16 protein-coding genes are annotated in these 21328 nt (G+C 49.3%); 9 read left to right on the top strand and 7 right to left on the bottom strand.

Translation table 11 applies throughout. The features are described 5' to 3' along the window. Positions 1–96: 96 nt before the first annotated feature. The 4 genes from ACQY6I_RS06170 to ACQY6I_RS06155 form a co-directional block, all read right to left on the bottom strand. Positions 97–1101 (bottom strand): cytochrome-c peroxidase, encoded by a 1005-nt coding sequence (locus ACQY6I_RS06170; protein ID WP_428240596.1) that lies wholly within the window; start codon positions 1099–1101, stop codon positions 97–99. A gap of 764 nt (positions 1102–1865) precedes the next feature. Continuing rightward, a complete protein-coding gene (locus ACQY6I_RS06165) occupies positions 1866–2867 on the bottom strand; it encodes a cytochrome-c peroxidase (protein WP_428240595.1) in 1002 nt (333 codons plus the stop codon). 232 nt (positions 2868–3099) lie between these two features. Beyond that, positions 3100–3534, bottom strand: a complete 435-nt coding sequence (locus ACQY6I_RS06160; protein WP_428240594.1) for a Fur family transcriptional regulator — start codon at positions 3532–3534, stop codon at positions 3100–3102. A 103-nt stretch (positions 3535–3637) separates the two neighbouring features. Continuing rightward, complete coding sequence (locus ACQY6I_RS06155) at positions 3638–5140, bottom strand: aldehyde dehydrogenase (protein ID WP_428240593.1); 1503 nt, start codon at positions 5138–5140, stop codon at positions 3638–3640. A gap of 308 nt (positions 5141–5448) precedes the next feature. Here ACQY6I_RS06155 and ACQY6I_RS06150 point away from each other — a divergent pair, with 308 nt between their 5' ends. Both ACQY6I_RS06150 and ACQY6I_RS06145 read left to right on the top strand, forming a co-directional pair. Next, a complete protein-coding gene (locus ACQY6I_RS06150; RefSeq protein WP_428240592.1) occupies positions 5449–6735 on the top strand; it encodes an NAD(P)/FAD-dependent oxidoreductase in 1287 nt (428 codons plus the stop codon). A gap of 1 nt (position 6736) precedes the next feature. After that, positions 6737–7543 carry a GNAT family N-acetyltransferase gene (locus ACQY6I_RS06145; RefSeq protein WP_428240591.1) on the top strand — a complete coding sequence of 269 codons (807 nt, stop codon included), beginning with the start codon at positions 6737–6739 and terminating at the stop codon, positions 7541–7543. A 148-nt stretch (positions 7544–7691) separates the two neighbouring features. Here ACQY6I_RS06145 and ACQY6I_RS06140 read toward each other — a convergent pair whose 3' ends face one another. The 3 genes from ACQY6I_RS06140 to ACQY6I_RS06130 all read right to left on the bottom strand — a co-directional run bounded on the left by ACQY6I_RS06140 (position 7692) and on the right by ACQY6I_RS06130 (position 12861). Beyond that, positions 7692–9098 (bottom strand): BspA family leucine-rich repeat surface protein, encoded by a 1407-nt coding sequence (locus ACQY6I_RS06140; protein ID WP_428240590.1) that lies wholly within the window; start codon positions 9096–9098, stop codon positions 7692–7694. Positions 9099–9902: 804 nt separating this feature from the next. Next, positions 9903–11114: an ammonium transporter gene (locus ACQY6I_RS06135; RefSeq protein ID WP_428240618.1), complete on the bottom strand. Its 1212-nt coding sequence runs from the start codon at positions 11112–11114 to the stop codon at positions 9903–9905. 385 nt (positions 11115–11499) lie between these two features. Beyond that, complete coding sequence (locus ACQY6I_RS06130; protein WP_428240589.1) at positions 11500–12861, bottom strand: glutamine synthetase family protein; 1362 nt, start codon at positions 12859–12861, stop codon at positions 11500–11502. A gap of 596 nt (positions 12862–13457) precedes the next feature. On the opposite strand from ACQY6I_RS06130, the gene ACQY6I_RS06125 reads away from it, so the two are divergent. The 7 genes from ACQY6I_RS06125 to ACQY6I_RS06095 all read left to right on the top strand — a co-directional run bounded on the left by ACQY6I_RS06125 (position 13458) and on the right by ACQY6I_RS06095 (position 21164). Then, positions 13458–14810: a glutamine synthetase family protein gene (locus ACQY6I_RS06125; protein ID WP_428240588.1), complete on the top strand. Its 1353-nt coding sequence runs from the start codon at positions 13458–13460 to the stop codon at positions 14808–14810. Between the two features lie 23 nt (positions 14811–14833). Further along, positions 14834–16201, top strand: a complete 1368-nt coding sequence (locus tag ACQY6I_RS06120) for an aspartate aminotransferase family protein (protein ID WP_428240587.1) — start codon at positions 14834–14836, stop codon at positions 16199–16201. Between the two features lie 40 nt (positions 16202–16241). Continuing rightward, positions 16242–17339: an extracellular solute-binding protein gene (locus tag ACQY6I_RS06115; protein ID WP_428240586.1), complete on the top strand. Its 1098-nt coding sequence runs from the start codon at positions 16242–16244 to the stop codon at positions 17337–17339. 57 nt (positions 17340–17396) lie between these two features. Beyond that, positions 17397–18536, top strand: coding sequence for a polyamine ABC transporter ATP-binding protein (potA, locus tag ACQY6I_RS06110; RefSeq protein WP_428240585.1), 1140 nt, complete (start codon positions 17397–17399; stop codon positions 18534–18536). After that, positions 18533–19444 carry an ABC transporter permease subunit gene (locus tag ACQY6I_RS06105; protein WP_428240584.1) on the top strand — a complete coding sequence of 304 codons (912 nt, stop codon included), beginning with the start codon at positions 18533–18535 and terminating at the stop codon, positions 19442–19444. The genes potA and ACQY6I_RS06105 overlap by 4 nt, the downstream gene beginning before the upstream one ends. Beyond that, positions 19431–20264 (top strand): ABC transporter permease subunit, encoded by an 834-nt coding sequence (locus tag ACQY6I_RS06100; RefSeq protein WP_428240583.1) that lies wholly within the window; start codon positions 19431–19433, stop codon positions 20262–20264. Before ACQY6I_RS06105 ends, ACQY6I_RS06100 begins: the two co-directional genes overlap by 14 nt. A gap of 423 nt (positions 20265–20687) precedes the next feature. Next, positions 20688–21164: a DUF4234 domain-containing protein gene (locus ACQY6I_RS06095; protein WP_428240582.1), complete on the top strand. Its 477-nt coding sequence runs from the start codon at positions 20688–20690 to the stop codon at positions 21162–21164. Positions 21165–21328: the final 164 nt, after the last annotated feature.

The following is a 21328-nucleotide window of genomic DNA, read 5'->3' as shown; positions in this document are numbered from 1 at the left end:
GAAGGTATCTCGTTTTGCAACCGTCGGCCAGGTTCTTTGTGCTGGCAGTCCAGGGTCAGGGTAAAAGACCGGCCGCAAGCGCGACCGGATGACAGACTATTTGAAGGGTTGTGGTTGTGGAGTATTGTCGTTGGATGGTGGCAGTATTGGCAGAGTGATCTGTGGTTGCTCACCGGTCAGTGTTTTTAGAAAAGCAACCAGCTGTGTATTTTCTGTGGCATTGAAAGTTTTACCGAGCTGGATCTCGCCCATGGTATTCACTGCTTCACTCAATGTTTTGATAGCACCATCATGAAAATACGGGTACGTCAGCTCGATATTGCGTAAGGTCGGTACCTTGAAGACATTTTTATCCGCCTCGTTGCCAGTCACATCAAAGCGACCGAGTGCTGGATTGTTGGTCTGATAAGGTTTGATCACGCCGACTTTCTGATACATGGTCCCACCCACTGCCGGGCCATTGTGACAGGCGGTACAACCACTGCTTTTGAATAACTCATAGCCGGACAGTTCAGTGTCGTTCAGTGCTGTTTTATCGCCTTCCAGCCATTGGTCAAAGCGGGAACCAGGTGTGACCAGGGTTTTTTCGAATTCAGCGATGGCCGTGGTGACCTGATCGATAGTGATCTGATCAGAATTGAACACCTGTTTGAACTCTACCACATATTGCGGGATTGACTTTAGCACCTCAATTGCCAGTGTATGGTTGGAAGCCATTTCCTTGGGGTTGGCAATTGGGCCACCGGCCTGATCCTTCAGATCTTCTGCCCGGCCATCCCAGAACTGAGCCAGATTCATACTGGCATTTAATACTGTTGGAGCATTAATTGGCCCCTGCTGCCAGTGATCACCGATAGAGGAGGTGATATTGTCCGTTCCCCCCATGCTCAGATTATGACAGGAGTTGCAGGAAATATATCCAGACTTCGATAGCCGGGGATCGAAGTACAGCTTTTTCCCCAGTTCAGCCTGACCTGTGTTGATCTGGGCCGGTGCCTTGATTGGTTGAATAGGTTCATTTGTGGCCGCTTGGCTCACCACTCCCAAAGACAGCAGACTGATCAGTACTGCAGAGTGTTTATTGGGAAATTTAAAGGGCATGTTGTTATCCTATCTGTTGGTTGTCAGTGTTGAGTTCAGGCAAATATTCCCCATGACACCACCCTATAGGTGTGCTTTTACCTTTGTTTTTTGAATTCCTATTTCAGGGGGTGTGTTAGTCAGGAGTCATGCAGCGTAAAAAAATTCCGACGGAGACGATAATTACGCTTGGCATTATTCTGTAATTGATTGGAATGATTCTAAAGACAGTAGAAGTGATATGGTTCAAATGTTTGTGTAAACGAGTATTGCATGAATAAAAAATATTCAGGTGTATTTTGGCTGTAAATTATCATCATTACAGAAAATTAAGTTTGGTTTAATAATGAGTAAAATAGCTGTTTTTATAGTGTTTTCGATAATTTGTTACGATCAAAAATATAGTTTTCGATGTGTCTGGTTGAATATTCAAGACGAAAAAAAACGCCTTTTCAAAAAACTGAATAAGACTAATTGATGAGGCGTTGAAACGCTCTGCTACTGACGGAATGTTTTTTTCTGCCAATGATTAATGAGAATTAATTTAAACATCCTCTGAAAATGATCTATTTTCGTGCAGGACATTGTTAGCCCCATCTGAAGGTTGCACTCTTTTTAATCCTTATTTACGCCCGTAAACTACGACTTTGCGAGCGGTCAAAATGGTTGCCCTTTTTCAGAGGCCCCTAAATGATTTTGATGCTAATGAAATACCTGTGTCATCGTGGCATTTAGGGAGGATGTAAGTGCCGAGCGACCGGCCTTTCCCGCCGGTCGATAAATGATCAGTTAAAAGGAATGGGCTTGGGGGTATTCTCGTTTGAAGGTGGTAAAATCGGCAATGGGAAAGAAGGTTGTTCACCTGTCAGTGTTTTCAGAAACGCAACGATCTGAGTATTTTCTGTATCTGAGAATGTTTTGCCCAGCTGAATCTGCCCCATGATTTCAACAGCCTCGCTGAGCGTTCCAGCAGCACCATCGTGAAAGTAGGGATAAGTGAGTGCGACGTTACGTAAAGTTGGTACCTTAAACTTCATGCGGTCAGCGTCTTTTCCCGTTACCGCACTGAGACCTTCTGCCGTATTACTGGTCTGATACGGTGCAACCAATCCCATTTTCTGAAAAGAACTACCACCTACCGCAGCACCATTGTGGCACGCAGTACAACCACTGTTTTTAAACAGGTTATAACCAGCCAGTTCTTGTTCACTGATGGCATTGTTATCGCCGAGCAGCCATTTGTCGAACCGTGAGTTGGGCGTGACGAGGGTTTTTTCGAATTCCGCAATGGTTTGGGTGACTTCATCGATAGTGATTTTGTCGCTGTCAAACACCTGCTCGAATTCCATAACGTACTCAGGAATGGACTGTAATACGTCCACCGCCAGTGTATGGCTTGAGGCCATTTCCCCTGGATTGGCAATGGGGCCGCCCGCCTGGGCCTGAAGATCAGCTGCGCGACCATCCCAGAATTGTGCCACATTCATACTTGAGTTTAAGACCGTGGGGGCGTTGATCGGTCCCTGTTGCCAATTATGACCAATTGAAGAGGTCAAGTTGTCAGTTCCTCCCATGCTCAGGTTGTGGCAGGAGTTGCAGGAGATAAAGCCGGATTTGGACAGGCGTGGATCAAAATACAGTTTCTTACCAAGTTCCACCATTCCCAGATTGATGGACTGAACCGGTTTAATTGGCTCTATGGGTTCTGAGCGGGTGGCGGCGATCAGGTGACCTGAAAAGCTGAACGCCATCATGAGCGATAGGCTAGCGGTTACTTTCAATTTCATGGTGTTATTCCTTACATGTGTTTGTTGTATTGGTTTCACACTTTCCCGCTACGAAAACATCAAGTTTTCAAAAATGTGAATATGTGTCTGGAAGATGTTCACACTCAAAAATAGTAACCGACCATCCTGTTATAACCACTTTTTGAGTGTGGTTATATTTAGACTTATTCTAAACCCAAGTGGTGTGATTCAGATCAATTCAGATAAATGATTGGTGGATAAAAACAGCGTGTCAGAACTTGTTGCGAATACGCACGACCAGATCGACTGAATCCAGCCGGGTACCGGCTGGCAGGCAATCCTGCAAATAGCTGTGAATCAGGTTTTCGTGAATATCGGAAATCTCGCCGTTGTCGGTATTGAAGAAGTGATGATGGGCTGAGGTGTTGGAATCGTAGAACGTCGTGGCAGTGTCCGCATAAATCATTCGGACCAGACCTTTTTGCGCAAACAACCCGAGGGTATTGTAAATCGTTGCTTTGGAAACCTTGTAACCACTGGCTTTGATCTGGTCATGCAGTTGTTCGGCTGTGCAATGCTGAGGCTTGGCAAACAGGGTTTCGGCAATGATCCGTCGTTGGGGGGTCGGCAGTACGTCATGATCAAGTAGCTTTTGCACCACAGAAGTATGCGCAGAAATATGTGTGGTGGAAGCACTGTTTGACATAGATATGACCATTCATCAGGTAAATAATAGCCACCATAGGCATCCCTGCATTTGGTGGCTATGTCCGAGGTCAAATAATTTGTGGATTACCCCTGATTTTTGTTCAGGGTGCCAGTTTTATCCAGGTGGCTTTGATTTCGCAGTACTTGTCGAAAGCATGCAGTGATTTGTCTCGGCCGTTGCCAGACTGCTTATAACCACCAAATGGGGCAGTCATGTCTCCGCCGTCATATTGATTGATCCAGATGGAACCCGCCCGCAAAGCCCGGGCCACTCGATGGGCACGACTCAGGTTGCTGGTCCAGAGGGCTGCTGCAAGGCCGTAAATGGAATCATTGGCCAATTGCACAGCTTCGGCTTCATCGTGAAAGGTGACAACACTCAGTACTGGTCCGAAGATTTCTTCCTGGGCAATGGTCATCTGATTGTCGACCTTATCAAACAGGGTCGGCTCAACATAAAACCCACCGGACACAATTTGGCTGCGCTGGCCGCCCAGGCTTAGACGTGCACCTTCTGCCTGACCTTTGTCGATGTAACTTAACACCCTGTTTAACTGCACTTCATCAACGATCGCGCCGATATTGGTGGCAGGGTCAAGGGGGTGTCCAGGACGCCAGTTTTGAAAGGCTTGGCGAACCCGGGCTATGAAGTCTTCGGCAATAGACTCTTCGACCAGCAGACGTGATCCAGCTGTGCACATCTCACCCATATTAAAACAGATCGCCGCCGCTGCGGCTTCTGCGGCCTCATCCAAATCCGGAGCATCAGCGAACACGATGTTGGGGGATTTGCCACCGGCTTCGGTCCAGACCCGTTTCATATTCGATTGCCCGGCATCGACCAGTAGCTGCTTGGCAACATTAGTGGAACCGGTGAATACCAGGGTATCGACATCCATATGGACCGCCAGTGCCTTGCCGACAGTATGTCCAAAACCTGGCAGGACATTGAATACCCCGGCGGGAATGCCTGCCTCCCGGGCCAATCCGGCAAGCCGAATGGCTGTTAACGAAGACTTTTCTGAAGGTTTGAGAATAACGGAGTTCCCCATTGCCAGGGCCGGGCCGATTTTCCAGCTGGCCATGATCATGGGAAAGTTCCAGGGTACGATGGCGGCGACCACACCAACAGGATCACGGGTCACCAGACCCAGCTCGTCCGCCGCTGTGGGAGCAATCTCGTCATATAGTTTGTCGATGGCTTCGGCGCTCCAGCTGATGGCTCTCACCGTGGCGGAGACGTCCACTTCAAGGGCGTCGGCAATAGGTTTGCCCATGTCCAGAGTTTCCAGCAGAGCAAGCTCTTCGCGATGAGTATCAATCAGGCTGGCAAACGTTAGCAGAACCTTTTTTCTCGTAGAAGGTGCCATCTGTGACCAGGCTCCGCTGTTGAATGCTGTTCTGGCCGCGGTCACTGCGCGCAACACGTCGGCGGCATCGCAGGCTGTGACGTTGGTCAGTAGTTTGCCATCGATCGGGCTGATGCATTCAAATGTTGCACCGGATGCAGCCGCGGTGTATTCGCCATCAATAAATGCGCGGTTTTCGAAACTCAGGCCTTTGGCCTTGGTCTGCCAGTAGTTCAGGTCGTGTAGCTCAGTCATAGTATTCAGTTCTATCTGGTTAGTAGGGTTGATGTCTGCAAAGGCAAAACGGCCATGTTTGGATTGAGCGGGCGGATTGCCGGCTCGTCAAAATCATTTGTGTCAGTCAGAAATATTCGGGCGAAGAGCTACTGCAACGGATTGAACTACTCATACCCTATTCTGCAAAGCTGCTTATATCCTCATACGGTATATCGGATTTCTACCGGCAGGCAAGTATTGTGGTATTTGTCTTGGTCGCGGTTATTCTCATTTTGCATGGCTTCCGCTAGGCTCTTCATCATAATTGGATAACAGGAATCGCGTTAATGAGCCGAACTCCCCATACTCGTTCTTACTATGCAGCCTCTGCTCACGATAGCCCGGATCGCCCGTGTCTGGCAGGACCGGTGGATACCGATGTCTGTGTCATCGGAGGTGGTTTTACCGGTTTATCCAGTGCTCTGCATTTGGCTGAGGCGGGTTATAACGTCGTGCTGCTCGAAGCCGCCAGAATCGGTTTTGGCGCCAGTGGTCGCAATGGAGGACAACTGGTCAACAGTTACAGCCGCGACATCGATGTGATTGAACGTGCCTATGGCAGTGAGTTGGCAGGGGTGCTTGGCAATATGGCTTTCGAGGGTGCAGAAATTATCCGCCAGCGTATCCAGCAGTATGATATCGACTGCGCTTATCGTCAGGGAGGTGTGTTTGCAGCGTTTAATGCGCGCCAGATGCATGAGCTGAAAGCACAGAAAAAACTGTGGGAGCGTTATGGCCATGAACAACTGACCTTGTTGGAACAGGCGGACATTCGTGATGTGGTGAAGACGGATGTTTACTGCGGTGGTCTGCTCGATATGAGCGGCGGCCATATCCATCCCTTGAATCTGGCCCTCGGCGAGGCGGCCGCACTGGAGGAACTAGGTGGTCAGATCTATGAAGATTCCAGAGTGGTGGCTGTTGAGCGAGGCAATAAAGTGGTCGTGAAAACGGCCGATGGCGGGTTGGTGCGCAGTCAATATGTGATGATCGCCGGTAACGCATATCTGGGTAATCTGATTCCGGAACTGGCGGCGAAAACCATGCCCTGCGGTACCCAGGTGGTCGCTACCGAAGTGTTGGGAGAAGAGCGCGCCCGCAGTCTGATTCCTGAACTTTATTGTATCGAAGACTGTAATTATAAGCTGGATTACTATCGTATTACTGAAGATTTCCGGCTGTTGTACGGCGGCGGGGTTACCTATGGTGGTGGTGATCCAGCCTCCATCGAGCGTTTTATCCGTAAAAAACTGGAAACCACCTTCCCGCAGTTACGCGGTGTTAAAATCGAGTATACCTGGGGCGGGGATTTTCTGTTGACCCTCAGCCGATTGCCGCAGTTTGGTCGTATTGGTAACAATATCTATTACGCCCAGGGCTACAGTGGCCATGGTGTCACGACCACACATTTGGCCGGCAAACTGATTGCCGAAGCAATAAAAGGTCAGGCAGAACGATTTGATGCCTTTGCCAGTCTGAAGCACTTTTCATTCCCAGGAGGGCGTTTGTTCCGTGCGCCTTATACGGCAATTGGTGCCGTTTATTATGGTCTCAGGGACAAACTCGGTATCTGAAATGGCCAACAGGCAGATTGGGTTGGGTGTGCGCAGTGATTATGTGGTGCACCATTTGCGTTGCGAGCAGCAGGAGACTGATGAGTATTTGATAACCCGGACACCAGCGAATCCTTATTTTTATTTTGGCAATACATTGGCCTTGAAGGTTTCGCTGGTGTCGAAAAGCATGTTGCAGTGGCAGGCATTGTTCTGCGAGTGTTTTTCCGGACTGCCAGAGGTCAGACATCAGACGTTTATCTGGGTCGCAAATGATGATATGGATGAAGGTCTGATTCAGCTGTTTCAACAGGATGGTTTTCTATATGAACAGAATCATGTGCTCAGTGCAGGTATAGAAGCCCTGCAGCGTCCACTCGCTATGGATTCGGAGTTTGTGATCAGAGCTTTCACTGAGCCTGGAGACTGGCTGCAGTGGTATGACGAACAAATGAAGTCATTGCTGGAGCAGGAGTCTGGTGGCGATCATCAATCATATTTGCAACAACGCCTTTATGAGTATCAATTGTTGCAACAACGGCAGTATGGCTGTCAGTTCGGGGTTTTTGCCGGCTCACGATTACTGGCCTATGCCGGGGTATATCATTTGAATGGCCTGGCCCGTTATCAGAATGTCTGGGTGATGCCGGAATATCGGAACCGCGGTCTGGCCAGAAATCTGCTGTTTCATATGGCTGAATGGGTGAGTCAGTTTGCCGCGCAACAGGTCATTGTTGCGGACGCTAATTATCATGCGACTTTGTTATATCAAGGGCTTGGATTTCAGGTTGTTGAGCACGAGTGCAGTTTGTGTCGTTATCCCTGCTAAGCATTTGTGCGCTGTGTGATAAGGGCGAATAAAGGAACAGGAGAAAGGGCGTTTGTATATGAAGCATCGTGGCAACCATTCAGTTTTGATCTGAAAGGTTGCCATCTGTTGGCAATTTTCCGTTTTCAGAAGGAAAATTGTTGTTTCACTAGTTCACTCCGCCATCTGTAATGTTCCAGTTATACGAATCAGTCAGAACATTATGAGCGCTTTGTGCACTGGTGGAGTATTTGCTGTTTCCTGCATTGAATACGACGTCTGACTGTAGCGAACGTGCGCTCCAGCCGGATAGCAGAGCATCATAGTTGGCTGTTGATAGAGAAACGCCGCCAAACATGTCATCCATCTTTTTCACTGTGCCAACATCCCATTTTTTCAGCGTCTGATTAAAAGAGTATGCACCGGCAAACATGCTGCTCATGGTTGTCACTGCACTGACGTCCCATTCATTGAGATCTTGATTAAACGCTCCGGCAGCGGCAAACATGCTGCTCATATCGGTGACGGCTGTCACAGTCCAGTCTAATTTCTGGTTGAACATCGTCGCACCGGCAAACATGGCGTTCATATTGGTGACTGAGCTTACATTCCAGCTGCTCAGGTTCTGGTTAAACGAACTGGCACCGGCAAACATGGCACCCATATTGGTGACTTTTCCAACGTCCCAGGTGCCGATGTCCTGATTAAATGACCGAGCCCCGGCAAACATACCTTCCATGCTGGTGACTGCACTTACAATCCAGCTGTTGAGGTGGCTATTGAAGCTGCTGGCGCCGGAAAACATTCCCTTCATGTCCGTCACGGTACTGACATCCCAGCCATTCAGTTCTTGATTGAATGCTTTGGCACCTGCAAACATGCCGTTCATGCTGGTAACCGCACTGACATCCCAGTTGCTGAGGTCCTGATTAAAGGCGCTGGCGCTGGCAAACAGATTGTTCATATTGGTGACGGAGCTGACATTCCAGTCATTAATGTTCTGATTGAAGGATTCGGCATGATAAAACATCCGGCTCATATCCTTCACTTGTGTCAGGTTGGGTGTATCCGAGGCATTGATGACAACGTTGCTGCAGCCTGAAAATGCGCTATTCATGCTTTTCCAATTCTGACTTCCCCATTGTTCGACACTGCGCAACTGAGCTTTATTGGTGGATAATTCACAGAAGTATGGGTGTGGAAAGTCCCCACTGATTTCGACACTATAAGTACCGGCATTCGCATAGCTGTGGCTGGTGTTACCGGTTACCTGGCTATCTTGTTGACCATCACCCCAATCTACGGTGTAGTGATAACCATTGCCTTTGGTGTAGATGGTGATTTGTCCGTTGGCATCATCCACTTTCCAGGTAGTAATCAATGGTGAAGGGGAGGACGTGTCCGGTCCATTTTGGTTACCGTCCTGACTACCATTGTTGTCGTTGTTGTTCTGACTGTTGTTGTCATTTCCATTAGTGTTGTCATCGCGGTGACTGTACTGAACATTACATGCAACCAGTAATGTGGAAGAAACAGCAAATAACAGCGGCAGATAAGTGGCTTTTTTCCTTATCATCAGGGTGTGCCTCCTTCTTACTCCGTCAATATGGTTGTTGATTTTAAAACTCTGTGCGCTTGGCAGGCATAAGTGAATCTTTTGATTTTTTGAAATAGTTACTTTAATAACCTGCAACGGGCTTCGGTGAGTCGATGGCGCAATAGTAGACCTATCTGTGAGTGTGCCCAATATATGAAACTGCTTTTTGGGGTTTATTAGTGAAATTTGCGAGGGTGTTCAAAACTTTATGACGGGTTGTCGCAGATAAAAGAGACACGCATCAAGTTTTTGTTGTGACCAGTAAATCAGTTTTAAACCTGACAAACATGTGTTTGAGGAGTTGAGGCGATCGGCATAAGTGTTTATCTGGATACTTTTGCTGCGACCAAACATATATGGCCTGATATGTATGTGCTGAAGATATAGTCATGGGATAACAAGAGAAGCCGATAAAATACTCATCAACTCGTTGATTCGTTGAGGTATGTTTTGTCGGCAGGTTCTTTAAGAGTAGCCGTCCTGTTTTTGTGATGTGGTCTAGAGATTCTTATCAGGAGCTTTAAAAAAAGAGGGATAGTTTTGATGCAGACCGGTCAGCACTGCTCGCAAAACCGGAGTTTACTGGTATCAATGAGGACTAGAGAGAGGGCTGCCTTCGAACGAAACGGACGGCCTCCTGCACGGAAATAGGCCATTTTTCAAAGATTCCATCAATAGGCTTCTGATGAAACAGATAAATCGACGGCTATTGAGCCGTGATGTTTGAGAGTGTGGGAGATGTCGTTATTGATACTGACAGTCCATCCCTGGACCACCGTATGATTATTCTTCCGGATTCGCACTGATATAGTGAATGGACAAATCCGCACCATTGAATTCTTCTTCTTGAGTTAGCCTCAATCCGATGAAAGCTTTCACCATACCGTAAATGATAAAGCCTCCGAGTAGAGCGATGGCAATACCGGCCAGGGTCCCCAACAACTGGGCAATAAAACTGATGCCACCCAGACCACCAAATGTTTCCTGACCAAAAATCCCGGCAGCCAGACCACCCCAGGCACCACAAAGGCCGTGCAATGGCCAGACACCCAGTACATCGTCAAATTTTGGGAAGCGGTTTTGTGCTGTGGTAAAGACCAATACAAACAAAATGCCGGCCATGCCCCCTACCAATAGCGCTGCAATCGGATGCATCAGATCGGATCCGGCGCATACAGCCACCAGCCCAGCCAGAGGCCCGTTATGGATGAATCCCGGGTCCTTACGGCCGATCACCATGGCGGTCAGTGTGCCGCCCACCATTGCCATCAGGCTGTTGACTGCTACCAGTCCGGAAATACCGGTAATGGTTTGCGCTGACATGACATTAAAGCCGAACCAGCCGACTGCCAATACCCACGCACCAAGAGCCAGAAAAGGAATATTTGAAGGTGCAAACGCCACCACCCGGCCATCGCGGTAACGACCTTTACGGGTACCCAGCAGGACGATAGCGCCAAAGGCAATCCAGCCGCCGACCGCATGGACGACAACGGATCCGGCAAAGTCATGAAACGCAAATCCATAGTGATCGATCAACCATTGTTGAAAGCCGAAATTATTGTTCCAAACAATGCCCTCAAACAATGGATATACCAGTGCCACGATCAAGGCCGAGGCAATTAACACCGGGTAGAACCGTGCACGTTCTGCGATTCCACCTGAAACAATGGCAGGAATGGCAGCTGCAAACGTTAACAAAAAGAAAAACTTCACCAGGGAATAACCATGGTTTTGCGCCAGCTCGGAGGCCGGCACAAAAAAGTTTTCGCCATAAGCAATCTGATAACCGATAAAAAAGTAGGCCACGGTGGAAACGCCGAAGTCAGTGATGATTTTAACCAGTGCATTGACTTGGTTTTTATGACGCACGGTGCCGACTTCCAGAAAAGCGAACCCTGCATGCATGGCCAGCACCATTGCTGCGCCGAGTAACAGAAACAGAGTATCGGTACTCTGGCTCAGGGTGGTGATGGCAGCGCTGATATTGTTAATTGCTGTGCTATCCACAAAATGTCCTCTTACCAGTGTCAATGAGATACAGCGCCATAGCCATTTGCTGATGTATTGTTTTGGTTCGTTTAGATGGTCAGCAAACGCTCGTTTTAAGTGCCTCGTTCGGCGCTATAGGTTCGATATGGGTCTTTAATGACAAATCAGGGCGTCGCACGAGCATGAATCGTACCATTCAGGAAGGATTATCTGGTTGGTTTGTATTTTTTGGGGCGTTTTAAGTGAAAATGCCTGATTGTCGGGCATTCTGGTAAGGAAAATTGCCATGGTACTGTCGGTATCGCGTGTTCGTGACAGAGTGGTGGTTTTTTAGCACCAAAACAAAACGTTGCAAAGTTTTTGTGTTTTGTTTTGGTGCAAAATCAGCTTAAAGGTAGGGCAGTAACAAACTGTATTCGAGTTCAGTGACTTGCCGTTCAAACAGACTGACTTCCGACCATTTGCAGATACTGTAAATTCTTAAAAACTCTTCTCCAAACCACGCACTGATCTCTTCATTGGCCTCCATGGCCCGCAACGCATCGCGTGGATTATCTGCCAATTGAGGATGATCCTGATCGTAGGCATTGTTGGTGATAGGTTCCGGTGGTTCTATCTGTTTCATCAGACCTTCACCGATTCCCGCCAGCACTACCGCAACGGCCAGATAGGGATTGGTATCGGCGCCACTCATGCGATGCTCGATACGGGTGGCTTCGATCTCCCCAGAGGGAATACGGATCGAGGCAGTACGATTGTCATAACCCCAGGTGTAGCTGGTCGGAGCATAAGCTCCCGGTGCCAGTCTGCGATAGCTGTTGATGTTGGGGCAAAGCAGCGCCTGTACCGAATCGGCCATCTGCAGTAAGCCACCGACGGCATATCGCAATGGTGGATGCAGCAATGGATCCTCGGCTGCAAAAATATTCTCGCCAGCGTCGTTCAGCAGACTGACATGGACGTGGGTGCCGCTGCCCGACTCATCGATATAGGGTTTGGCCATAAATGTGGCTTCCATATCGTGTTTGCGTGCCACCTGACGAATGACCCGGCGCAATAACACTGCGTGATCGGCTGCTTCCAGTGGATCGGTAACGTGTGGCAGATTGACCTCAAATTGTCCCGGAGCATATTCCGCCACCACCGCATCAGCCGGAATGTTCTGGGCGTGGGCGGTATCCAGAACTTCGCGGATGAAAAAGTCGTAGTCATCCAGGTCATCCATGGAGTAGACCTGTTTGGAGTTCATGCGCCGGCCGCTGACCGGAGAGATAGGGGGCTGCAACAAGCCGTTGGCATCACGCTCGCGGTCCACCAGATAGAATTCCAGTTCTACGGCCACGCAGGGGGTGTAATTAAGGGCGCTGAATTTCTCAACCACCCGAGCCAGCACCTGACGGGGATCGGCCAGAAATGGAACTTCTCCATCTGCGTCAAACATACTGACCAATGCCTGGGCGCGGTCATTTCCTTGCCAGGGGACAATGGCAAGGGTACCGGGGATGGGGAAGCACACGCGGTCCTGATCGCCGGCTTCGATACCCAGGCCGGTCTCTTCAACCGTAGTGCCGGTGGCATCGAGCGCCATGACCGAGCCGGGGAGATAAAATCCTTGGGCGAAGACTTTTTCCAGTAATTCGCGTTCGATTCTCTTGCCCCTGACGACGCCGTTCAGGTCGGTAATCAGAAGTTCTATAGTCTGTACATCGGGATACTCTGTAAGGAAAGCCGAAACTTCATCGTTGGACATTTATGTTTACTCATTAAACCCAATTTTGGCTGTCCGGGTATTAAATCACCCATGTTTTCCTCAGCCGGAGATGTGATTCTCAGTGATTTTACGATGCTTGTGAAGGTGTACAGAAAATGTATCAGGGGCTGATGAAAAAAACCGGATCCCGGGCGGTGCCATATTGTGTTCCTCAAGAGGCTGTGCCAATGTGCGAGACTTCCACGATCAGCCATTCTCTGTCCATGAGATTCATTTCCGGCGATTGTAGAGCAAGCACCTCATAGATCAGTCCGGTTGCATTTTTTTATCATGTGTTCTTTAGTAGTGCATCGTTTATGTGTGAGCTCGAAATGGTTGCTGGCATGGGCTGTACTGGTATGAAGTGGCAGACTTTGTGAATACATGTAAACAATAGATTGGGGCGGCTATTGTCTGGGGGCCGTCCAAAGACCGGAATATCAGGCGGTATTCCGGGGGGGATTTCGATGTTGGTGGTTGCCACATCGTTGTGCTGTCGAGTGACAGATCCTGGGCAAAACAAAACATTATTGAGGCATTGAAGCGAGCATGAGCCGTCAGAGCATGGTTCATGTGATAGCTCTCTATGAATAACCATGGAAAAGTTAAGCAAGTGGCTTAAAGATCGTCAAATCACTGAAGTGGAGTGTATTACACCTGATCAGACAGGTATCGCGCGGGGCAAGATCATGCCCACGAATAAATTCCTCGCTGAGCGCGGAATCCGGTTGCCGGAAAGCGTACTGTTGCAGACAGCAACCGGAGACTACCCGGATGATGAGGCTTATTACAATCTGTTGGATCCGAAAGACATTGATATGCATTTGCGCCCTGACGAAGACGCGGTGTTTATGGTGCCATGGGCATTGGAACCAACGGCTGTGGTCATTCACGATTGTTACGATGTGGTTGGTAACATGATATCTCTATCGCCGCGAGCGGTATTGAAACGGATACTGGAGCTTTACTCCGAGCGAGGCTGGAAGCCCATTGTTGCGCCTGAAGTGGAGTTTTATCTGACTAAACGTTGCACCGATCCGGATTTGCCCCTGGAGCCGCCGATTGGCCGTTCTGGTCGGCAGGAAAGCGGGCGTCAGTCATTCAGTATTGACGCTGCTAACGAATATGACCCGATCATTGAGGATGTATATGACTGGTGCGAAGCCCAGGAACTGGATATCGATACCCTGATTCACGAAGAGGGGACGGCCCAGATGGAATTCAATTTCCGTCATGGAGATGCCCTGAAACTGGCTGATCAGGTGTTCATGTTCAAGCGCACCGTTCGTGAGGCAGCACTGAAGCACAATATTAGTGCCACATTTATGGCCAAGCCGATTACCGGAGAGCCGGGGAGTTCGATGCACGTTCACCAGTCACTGGTGGATATGAAAACTGGGAAAAATCTGTTTTCCCAACCGGATGGCACCGCCTCGTCACTGTTTTTAAATTACATTGGTGGTTTGCAGGCGGTGATTCCGCAGATCATGCCGATGTTTGCACCGAACGTGAACAGCTATCGCCGTTATTTGCCGGGAGCAGACGGTAATGCGCCGGTCAATATTGAATGGGGTGAGGAAAACCGGACCGTCGGGTTACGGGTTCCAAATTCATCACCACAGGCAAGGCGGGTGGAAAACCGGCTGGCCGGTGCAGATACCAACCCCTATCTCACCATGGCCGCCAATCTGGCTGCCGGCTATATCGGCATGATCAGAGATCTCAAACCAAGGCCACCTGTGTCCGGCCGGTTGGGCGATGAGGCAGACCCGGATCTGCCGTTCAATCTCGAAGCGGCATTGTTTGCAATGTCAGAAGCTGAAGAGATCCGTGATGTTCTTGGTGCCAACTTCGTGGATGGTTTCATCGCTACCCGCTGGGCCGAAAATGAGGGATTTAAACGGGTGATCAGTTCCTGGGAGCGGGAATATCTACTGACTACCGTCTGACAACTGTTACAAAGGTGAAAAACATGGTTGAACAAAATGCCGCCTGGCAGGCATTGGATGCTGCTCATCATCTGCATCCATTTGTGGACAACGGTGCCCTGGCTCGTGAAGGGGCCAGAATGGTGACCCGCGCTGATGGCGTCTATATCTGGGATGCCGAAGGCCGGAAATACCTGGATGCATTTGCCGGACTGTGGTGTGTGAACCTCGGTTATGGACGTTCGGAACTGGCCGAAGCGGCTGCCCGGCAGATGAATGAACTGCCTTACTACAACCTGTTTTTCAAATCCTCCAATGTGCCGGCTGCCCGCCTGGCACAGACTCTGGCGGAACTTGCACCGGCGCACATCAACCATGTTTTCTTTACCAACTCCGGCAGTGAGGCCAATGACACGGTATTCCGGATGGTACGTTATTTCTGGGCACTAAAAGGTCATCCCGATAAGAAAGTGATTATCGGCCGACATAACGGTTATCACGGTTCCACTGTGGCGGGAGCGAGTTTGGGCGGCATGAAGCCCATGCATCGCCAAGGTGGACTGCCGGTATCGGGGGTGGAGCATATCCGGCAGCCTTACTGGTATGACGAAGGCGGGGATCTGAGTGAGGACGAGTTTGGTCTGTTGGCCGCCAGGGCGTTGGAAGAGAAGATTCTTGAATTGGGCGCTGATAACGTGGCTGCGTTTATTGCAGAGCCTATCCAGGGCGCGGGAGGCATTATTATCCCGCCCTCCACTTATTGGCCGGAAATCCAGCGCATTGTTCAGAAGTATGACGTGTTACTGGTAGCCGACGAAGTGATCTGTGGGTTTGGACGTACTGGAGAATGGTTTGGCTGCGATTATTTCAATATTCGCGCAGATCTGATGCCGATTGCCAAAGGCCTGTCTTCCGGCTACCTGCCCATCGGCGGAGTCATGGTGGCCGATCATATTGCCGAGACTCTCAAGCAGGCTGGCGAGGAGTTCAGTCATGGGTTCACCTATTCCGGCCATCCCGTATGTGCTGCGGTGGCGTTGGAAAACCTGAGGATCTTAAAAGAGGAACGGATCATCGATCAGGTTCGATCGCAAACGGCCCCTTATTTGCAAGCGCAGTTGCAGACATTGGCAGACCATTCCTTGGTGGGACAAGTGCGCGGAGTCGGCATGCTGGGGGCGATAGAGCTGGTGGCGGACAAACGCAGCCGCCGGCGTTATGACGGCAATGGTCGTGTGGGGGCATTGTGTCGTGATCTGGCGTTGCAGCAAGGCCTCATTTTACGGGCAACCGGCGATACCATGCTGATATCTCCGCCGTTGACCATAACCCGGGATGAAATCAACATCCTTGTAGAGAGGGCTAGACAGGCATTGGATGCCACTCAAACCGCCCTGGAATCTGAAAGTTAAGAACAAAACAAATGCCATCTGTTAGGAGACAAAAACGTTTATGAAAAACATCCGCAAAACTCTGATTGCCACAGCGATGGCGACACTGGTCACTGGTCATGTCATGGCTGAAGACCGGGTGGTAAGGGTTTATAACTGGTCTGACTATATTGCTGAAGACACCAAGGACAATTTTGAAGCCGCTACCGGTATCAAGGTGGTCTATGACACGTTCGATTCCAATGAAGTGGTCGAAGCCAAGGTGCTCTCCGGCAATACCGGCTACGATATCGTGGTGCCGTCCACCGACTTTATGGCCCGTCAGATTAAGGCAGGTGCTTATCAGAAGCTCGATAAATCCAAACTGACCAACTGGAAGAATCTGGATACCGAACTGCTGGCCACGCTGCAGAATTATGATCCGGGCAACGAGTATGGTGTTCCCTATCAATGGGGTACCAGTGGTATTGGTTATAACGTAGCCAAAGTCAAAGCAGCATTAGGCGATCAGGCTGACGCGGTGATCGGCAGCTGGGACCTTGTGTTCAAGCCTGAGAACCTGAAAAAACTCAGTAGCTGTGGGGTGGCATTTTTGGATGCCGAGAGTGAGTTATATCCGGCGACACTGCAGTATCTGGGGCTGGACCCCAACAGCGAGAACCCTAAGGATTACGATAAGGCCACCGAACTGTTGATGAGCCTGCGTGACTCCATTACCTATTTTCATAGCTCCCGATATATTTCGGATCTGGCCAATGGTGATATCTGCGTGGCCATCGGTTGGTCAGGTGACATCTTCCAGGCCAAGTCCCGGGCCGAAGAAGCTGATAACGGTGTTGAAATCGGTTATTACATTCCGAAAGAAGGTGCGGCCGTATGGTCGGATATGATGCTGATTCCGAAAGATGCCCAGCATGTTGAAGAGGCTCACGAGTTTATTAACTACATTCTTCAACCCAAAGTTTCGGCCGATATTACTAACTATGTCATGTACGGCAGTCCCAACATGGCCGCGCGTGAGTTTATCGAACCCGAAATTCTGGCCGATCCCGGCATTTTCCCGGTTGCCGGTACCAAGCTGTTTACCTTCAAAACGTTGCCAAAAAAGATCGACCGTATCCGCACCCGTTCCTGGACCAAAGTCAGAACCGGTAGGTAGTCAAGTCAGTGTCAGTGGGAGGTCACCTGATCTCCCTGGTTTCATACAGGAGTCCGAATGACGATTGCTGCAGGTGCCCGGAAAAATTCCAAGGCGAATAACTCAAATGTTGAAACTCTGTTGAGCATTCAGGGTGTCAGTAAGTATTACGATGACACGCTCGCGGTTGATAATGTCCAGCTGGACATTCACAAAGGCGAGATATTTGCGCTGCTGGGAGCATCAGGTTCAGGTAAATCAACACTGCTGCGTATGCTGGCCGGATTTGAGACACCAACCGATGGCAGAATCATATTGGCCGGTAAGGACATCACGGATCTCCCTCCCTACGAGCGAACTATCAACATGATGTTTCAATCTTATGCGCTGTTTCCGCATATGAGTGTGGAGCAGAATCTGGCTTTTGGTTTGAAACAGGAGCGTTTGCCGCAGGGCGAAATACATGATCGGGTACAGCGAATGCTGAAGCTGGTGCACATGGAAAAGTACGCCCGTCGCAAGCCGCATCAACTCTCGGGGGGCCAACGGCAACGGGTGGCACTGGCCCGCAGTCTTGCCAAACAGCCCAAGCTGTTGCTATTGGACGAACCCATGGGGGCTTTGGACAAAAAACTGCGTACTCAGATGCAGCTCGAAGTCGTCGACATTCTTGAGAGTGTTGGTGTTACCTGCGTCATGGTGACCCATGATCAGGAAGAGGCCATGACCATGGCTGACCGTATAGCCATCATGGATGAGGGGTACATTGCCCAGGTCGGGACACCGATGAATATTTACGAATCACCGACCAGCCGCATGGTGGCTGAGTTCATCGGTTCGGCCAATATTTTTGAAGGCGATATCGTTGAAGACTTTGAAGACCGTATGACACTGGAGTGTGAAGACCTCAATGTACCGGTGTATATCGATCATGGTGTTTCCACTGGAGTTGATGAAAAAACCATGCTGGTGGTACTGCGACCGGAAAAGACCCTGTTGACCACCGCTCAGCCCGAACAGGAGTACAACTGGGCTGAAGGTGTTATCCATGACATAGCCTATCTCGGAGGGCATACCGTTTATTACGTCAAACTTGGCAGCGGTAAAATCGTACAGTGCTTTCTGGCCAACGTTGATCGCTGGGCAGAACGTCCCACCTGGGATGACAAGGCTTATATCCATTGGTCTTCAGACAACTGCGTGGTGCTGCGGTCATGAAACGCTTCGATCTTTCCCGGCTGTTGCCGGGAGGACGCTGGTGGATTATTAGTGTGCCTTATCTCTGGCTGCTGGTTTTCTTCATGCTGCCTTTTATCTTTGTGCTGAAGATTGCCTTTTCCGAAGCAGATATTGCCATTCCTCCTTACACCTCGATGTTTGAATGGGCTGAAGATACGCTCAGTATTCACATCAGTTTCAGTAACTTCATCTGGTTGGGTAGTGATCAGCTGTATCTGATTGCATACTGGAATTCCATCAAAATGGCATTCTTCTCGACCATTTTCTGTCTGTTGCTGGGTTATCCGATGGCCTATGCCATTGCCCGTGCGCCAGCGCGAACACAGGCGATCTGGTTGTTGCTGATATTGCTGCCAAGCTGGACTTCGTTTCTGATCCGGGTTTACGCATGGATGGGGTTGTTGAAAAGTAATGGTTTAATCAATAATTTTTTATTGTGGACCGGCATCATCCAAGAGCCATTGCAGATGATGAACACCAACTTTGCTGTTTATATCGGCATTGTTTACTCCTATTTGCCGTTCATGGTGCTGCCGTTATATGCCAACCTGGTCAAGCACGATCATACCCTGCTGGAAGCAGCCAGCGACCTGGGGGCGAAAGCCTGGGTAAGCTTCTGGCGTATCACATTGCCGTTGTCCAAAAACGGTGTGGTGGCTGGTTCGATGCTGGTATTTATTCCTGTAGTGGGTGAGTTTGTCATTCCTGAGTTATTGGGAGGAGCAGACAGCCTGATGATCGGACGAATTTTATGGCAGGAATTTTTTAATAACCGTGACTGGCCGGTAGCCTCAGCACTGGCGGTGATTATGTTACTTATTTTGCTGGCGCCGATAGCGCTGTTTCACCGTTATCAGAATAAGGAGAGCGCTGATGAGTTCAGTTGAGCGGCGTTTTACCTTCGTGAATATCATGTTCTGGGTTGGCATTGCCTTTTTGTATCTGCCAATGGTGGTGCTGGTGGTGTATTCCTTCAACGAATCCAGGCTGGTCACTGTTTGGGGCGGGTGGTCTGTCAAATGGTATGGAGAGTTGTTCCGTGACCGGCAGTTGATGAGTGCCGTGCTGCGTTCCCTTGAGGTGGCCTTTTATTCGTCTACAGCAGCCGTGTTCATGGCATTATTTGCCTCGGTGGTGATGGTCCGGATTCGTGGTTTTCGCAGTAGAGTCCTGTTTTCCGGCATGATTACCGCGCCATTGGTAATGCCTGATGTGATCATCGGTTTATCGTTACTGCTGCTGTTTGTTGCCATGGGACAAATTGTCGGCTGGCCTCAGAATCGCGGCCTGGTAACCGTCTGGATTGCCCATAGTACATTTTGCCTCGCTTATTCGACGGTCGTCATTAGCTCACGTCTGCGGGAAATGGACCGCAGTCTCGAAGAAGCGGCGCTCGATCTCGGTGCCACTCCGGTCCGGGCATTTATATTGATTACCCTGCCGATTATCGCACCAGCGATTCTGTCAGCGTGGTTGTTGTCTTTTACCTTGTCGCTGGACGATGTTGTGATTGCCAGTTTTGTGACCGGCCCTGGTGCCACCACGCTGCCCATTGAGGTGTTTTCATCTGTGCGTCGTGGCGTGACTCCCAAGATCAATGCATTGGCGACCATCATAATCGGTCTGGTTTCATTGACAGCCCTGATAAGCTGGTACGTGACCCGTAGGATCGATCAACGTCGCCGGGCTGAGATGAGCCTTCAATAATGATCACCGGACAGCGTTTGAGAATGCTGTCCGGTGTTTCATCTCTGTGTTGAGGAACCTCTGAAACATTTCCTGTTTTCGTGCAGGGCCTTGTCAGTTCTATCCTCTCTCAACTTCTCATAGATTGCATCAACATTATTCCTGTTTTTCGGAGGCTCCTTAGTTGTCATATAGCCATAGCCAACACCGGTTTTGTTGTTATAGAATTGCGCCGGCTTTCAAGGTTGAATGTTGTTGTGATAACCAAGTGTGATCGCGATCACAATTTCGCATGGTCCTGCCCAGTAAGCCTGTTTGAATATTGATGCTTCTCATTGCCGGGTCGGCAAAAAAGCGCCTTTATTTAACATATGTATACAATGTTTCTTGTGAGTGTTTTTCTGAGAAACAGATTTTAGGAGATTTCATTTAAAGGATTGATTTATGACTGATATATACAAAACCCCTGCTTCCAGCTTCAATATTCCTGCCTTCACTGAAGACCTTAACGTGTATAAACGTGTAAGTGTCTGGAATATGCTTTTTTTAACAATCGTGACACTAGGCATTTATCCCATTTATTGGATGTATAGTCGTACCTGGCTACTGAACATCATCACCCGGGAGGGGATTTCCAGTTCAGTGATCCGGATCGCACTGGTTTCCGGTGCCGTCTATGTTATATCGCCCATTCTCGGCCAAGTGTTGCTGGGTCGCCAGTTTGCCGCAGCGGTGGGACTGTTTGCTGCCGTTTCTTATATTGTTTTTGCATTGATTTGGATATTCGGTTTAAGGGCTGAAATCTCCCGCATAGCCCGAAGCCAGGGTCAGTCGGATTTTCATGCCAATGCGATTCTGACATTCTTTTTCCAGGTATTTTATCTGCAATATAAGATCAATCAGTTCATCGACAGACAGTAAAACCACGATCTGTAATCCTGATCACGTTATCCACTGAAGTATTTTCATCCGTGGGCAGTGACTTCCAGAATTATGACACTGGGCAGATATGAAGATTTATAAATAATTGCCTGACAGTGTTCGATAATGTTGTCAGGTGTTTTATATCAGTGTTAGTTTCTACA

It is taken from the genome of Gynuella sp., from assembly GCF_050297175.1.
In the GTDB taxonomy this organism is placed as follows: Bacteria; Pseudomonadota; Gammaproteobacteria; order Pseudomonadales; family Natronospirillaceae; genus Gynuella.
Note: the sequence above shows the minus strand (reverse complement) of the source record. Positions and strands in the feature narration are given on the sequence as shown.

Coding starts and splice junctions, on each gene's coding strand:
- ACQY6I_RS06170 (WP_428240596.1), bottom strand. CDS start 1,101: ATGCCCTTTAAATTTCCCAATAAACACTCTGCAGTACTGATCAGTCTG.
- ACQY6I_RS06165 (WP_428240595.1), bottom strand. CDS start 2,867: ATGAAATTGAAAGTAACCGCTAGCCTATCGCTCATGATGGCGTTCAGC.
- ACQY6I_RS06160 (WP_428240594.1), bottom strand. CDS start 3,534: ATGTCAAACAGTGCTTCCACCACACATATTTCTGCGCATACTTCTGTG.
- ACQY6I_RS06155 (WP_428240593.1), bottom strand. CDS start 5,140: ATGACTGAGCTACACGACCTGAACTACTGGCAGACCAAGGCCAAAGGC.
- ACQY6I_RS06150 (WP_428240592.1), top strand. CDS start 5,449: ATGAGCCGAACTCCCCATACTCGTTCTTACTATGCAGCCTCTGCTCAC.
- ACQY6I_RS06145 (WP_428240591.1), top strand. CDS start 6,737: ATGGCCAACAGGCAGATTGGGTTGGGTGTGCGCAGTGATTATGTGGTG.
- ACQY6I_RS06140 (WP_428240590.1), bottom strand. CDS start 9,098: ATGATAAGGAAAAAAGCCACTTATCTGCCGCTGTTATTTGCTGTTTCT.
- ACQY6I_RS06130 (WP_428240589.1), bottom strand. CDS start 12,861: ATGTCCAACGATGAAGTTTCGGCTTTCCTTACAGAGTATCCCGATGTA.
- ACQY6I_RS06125 (WP_428240588.1), top strand. CDS start 13,458: ATGGAAAAGTTAAGCAAGTGGCTTAAAGATCGTCAAATCACTGAAGTG.
- ACQY6I_RS06120 (WP_428240587.1), top strand. CDS start 14,834: ATGGTTGAACAAAATGCCGCCTGGCAGGCATTGGATGCTGCTCATCAT.
- ACQY6I_RS06115 (WP_428240586.1), top strand. CDS start 16,242: ATGAAAAACATCCGCAAAACTCTGATTGCCACAGCGATGGCGACACTG.
- potA (WP_428240585.1), top strand. CDS start 17,397: ATGACGATTGCTGCAGGTGCCCGGAAAAATTCCAAGGCGAATAACTCA.
- ACQY6I_RS06105 (WP_428240584.1), top strand. CDS start 18,533: ATGAAACGCTTCGATCTTTCCCGGCTGTTGCCGGGAGGACGCTGGTGG.
- ACQY6I_RS06100 (WP_428240583.1), top strand. CDS start 19,431: ATGAGTTCAGTTGAGCGGCGTTTTACCTTCGTGAATATCATGTTCTGG.
- ACQY6I_RS06095 (WP_428240582.1), top strand. CDS start 20,688: ATGACTGATATATACAAAACCCCTGCTTCCAGCTTCAATATTCCTGCC.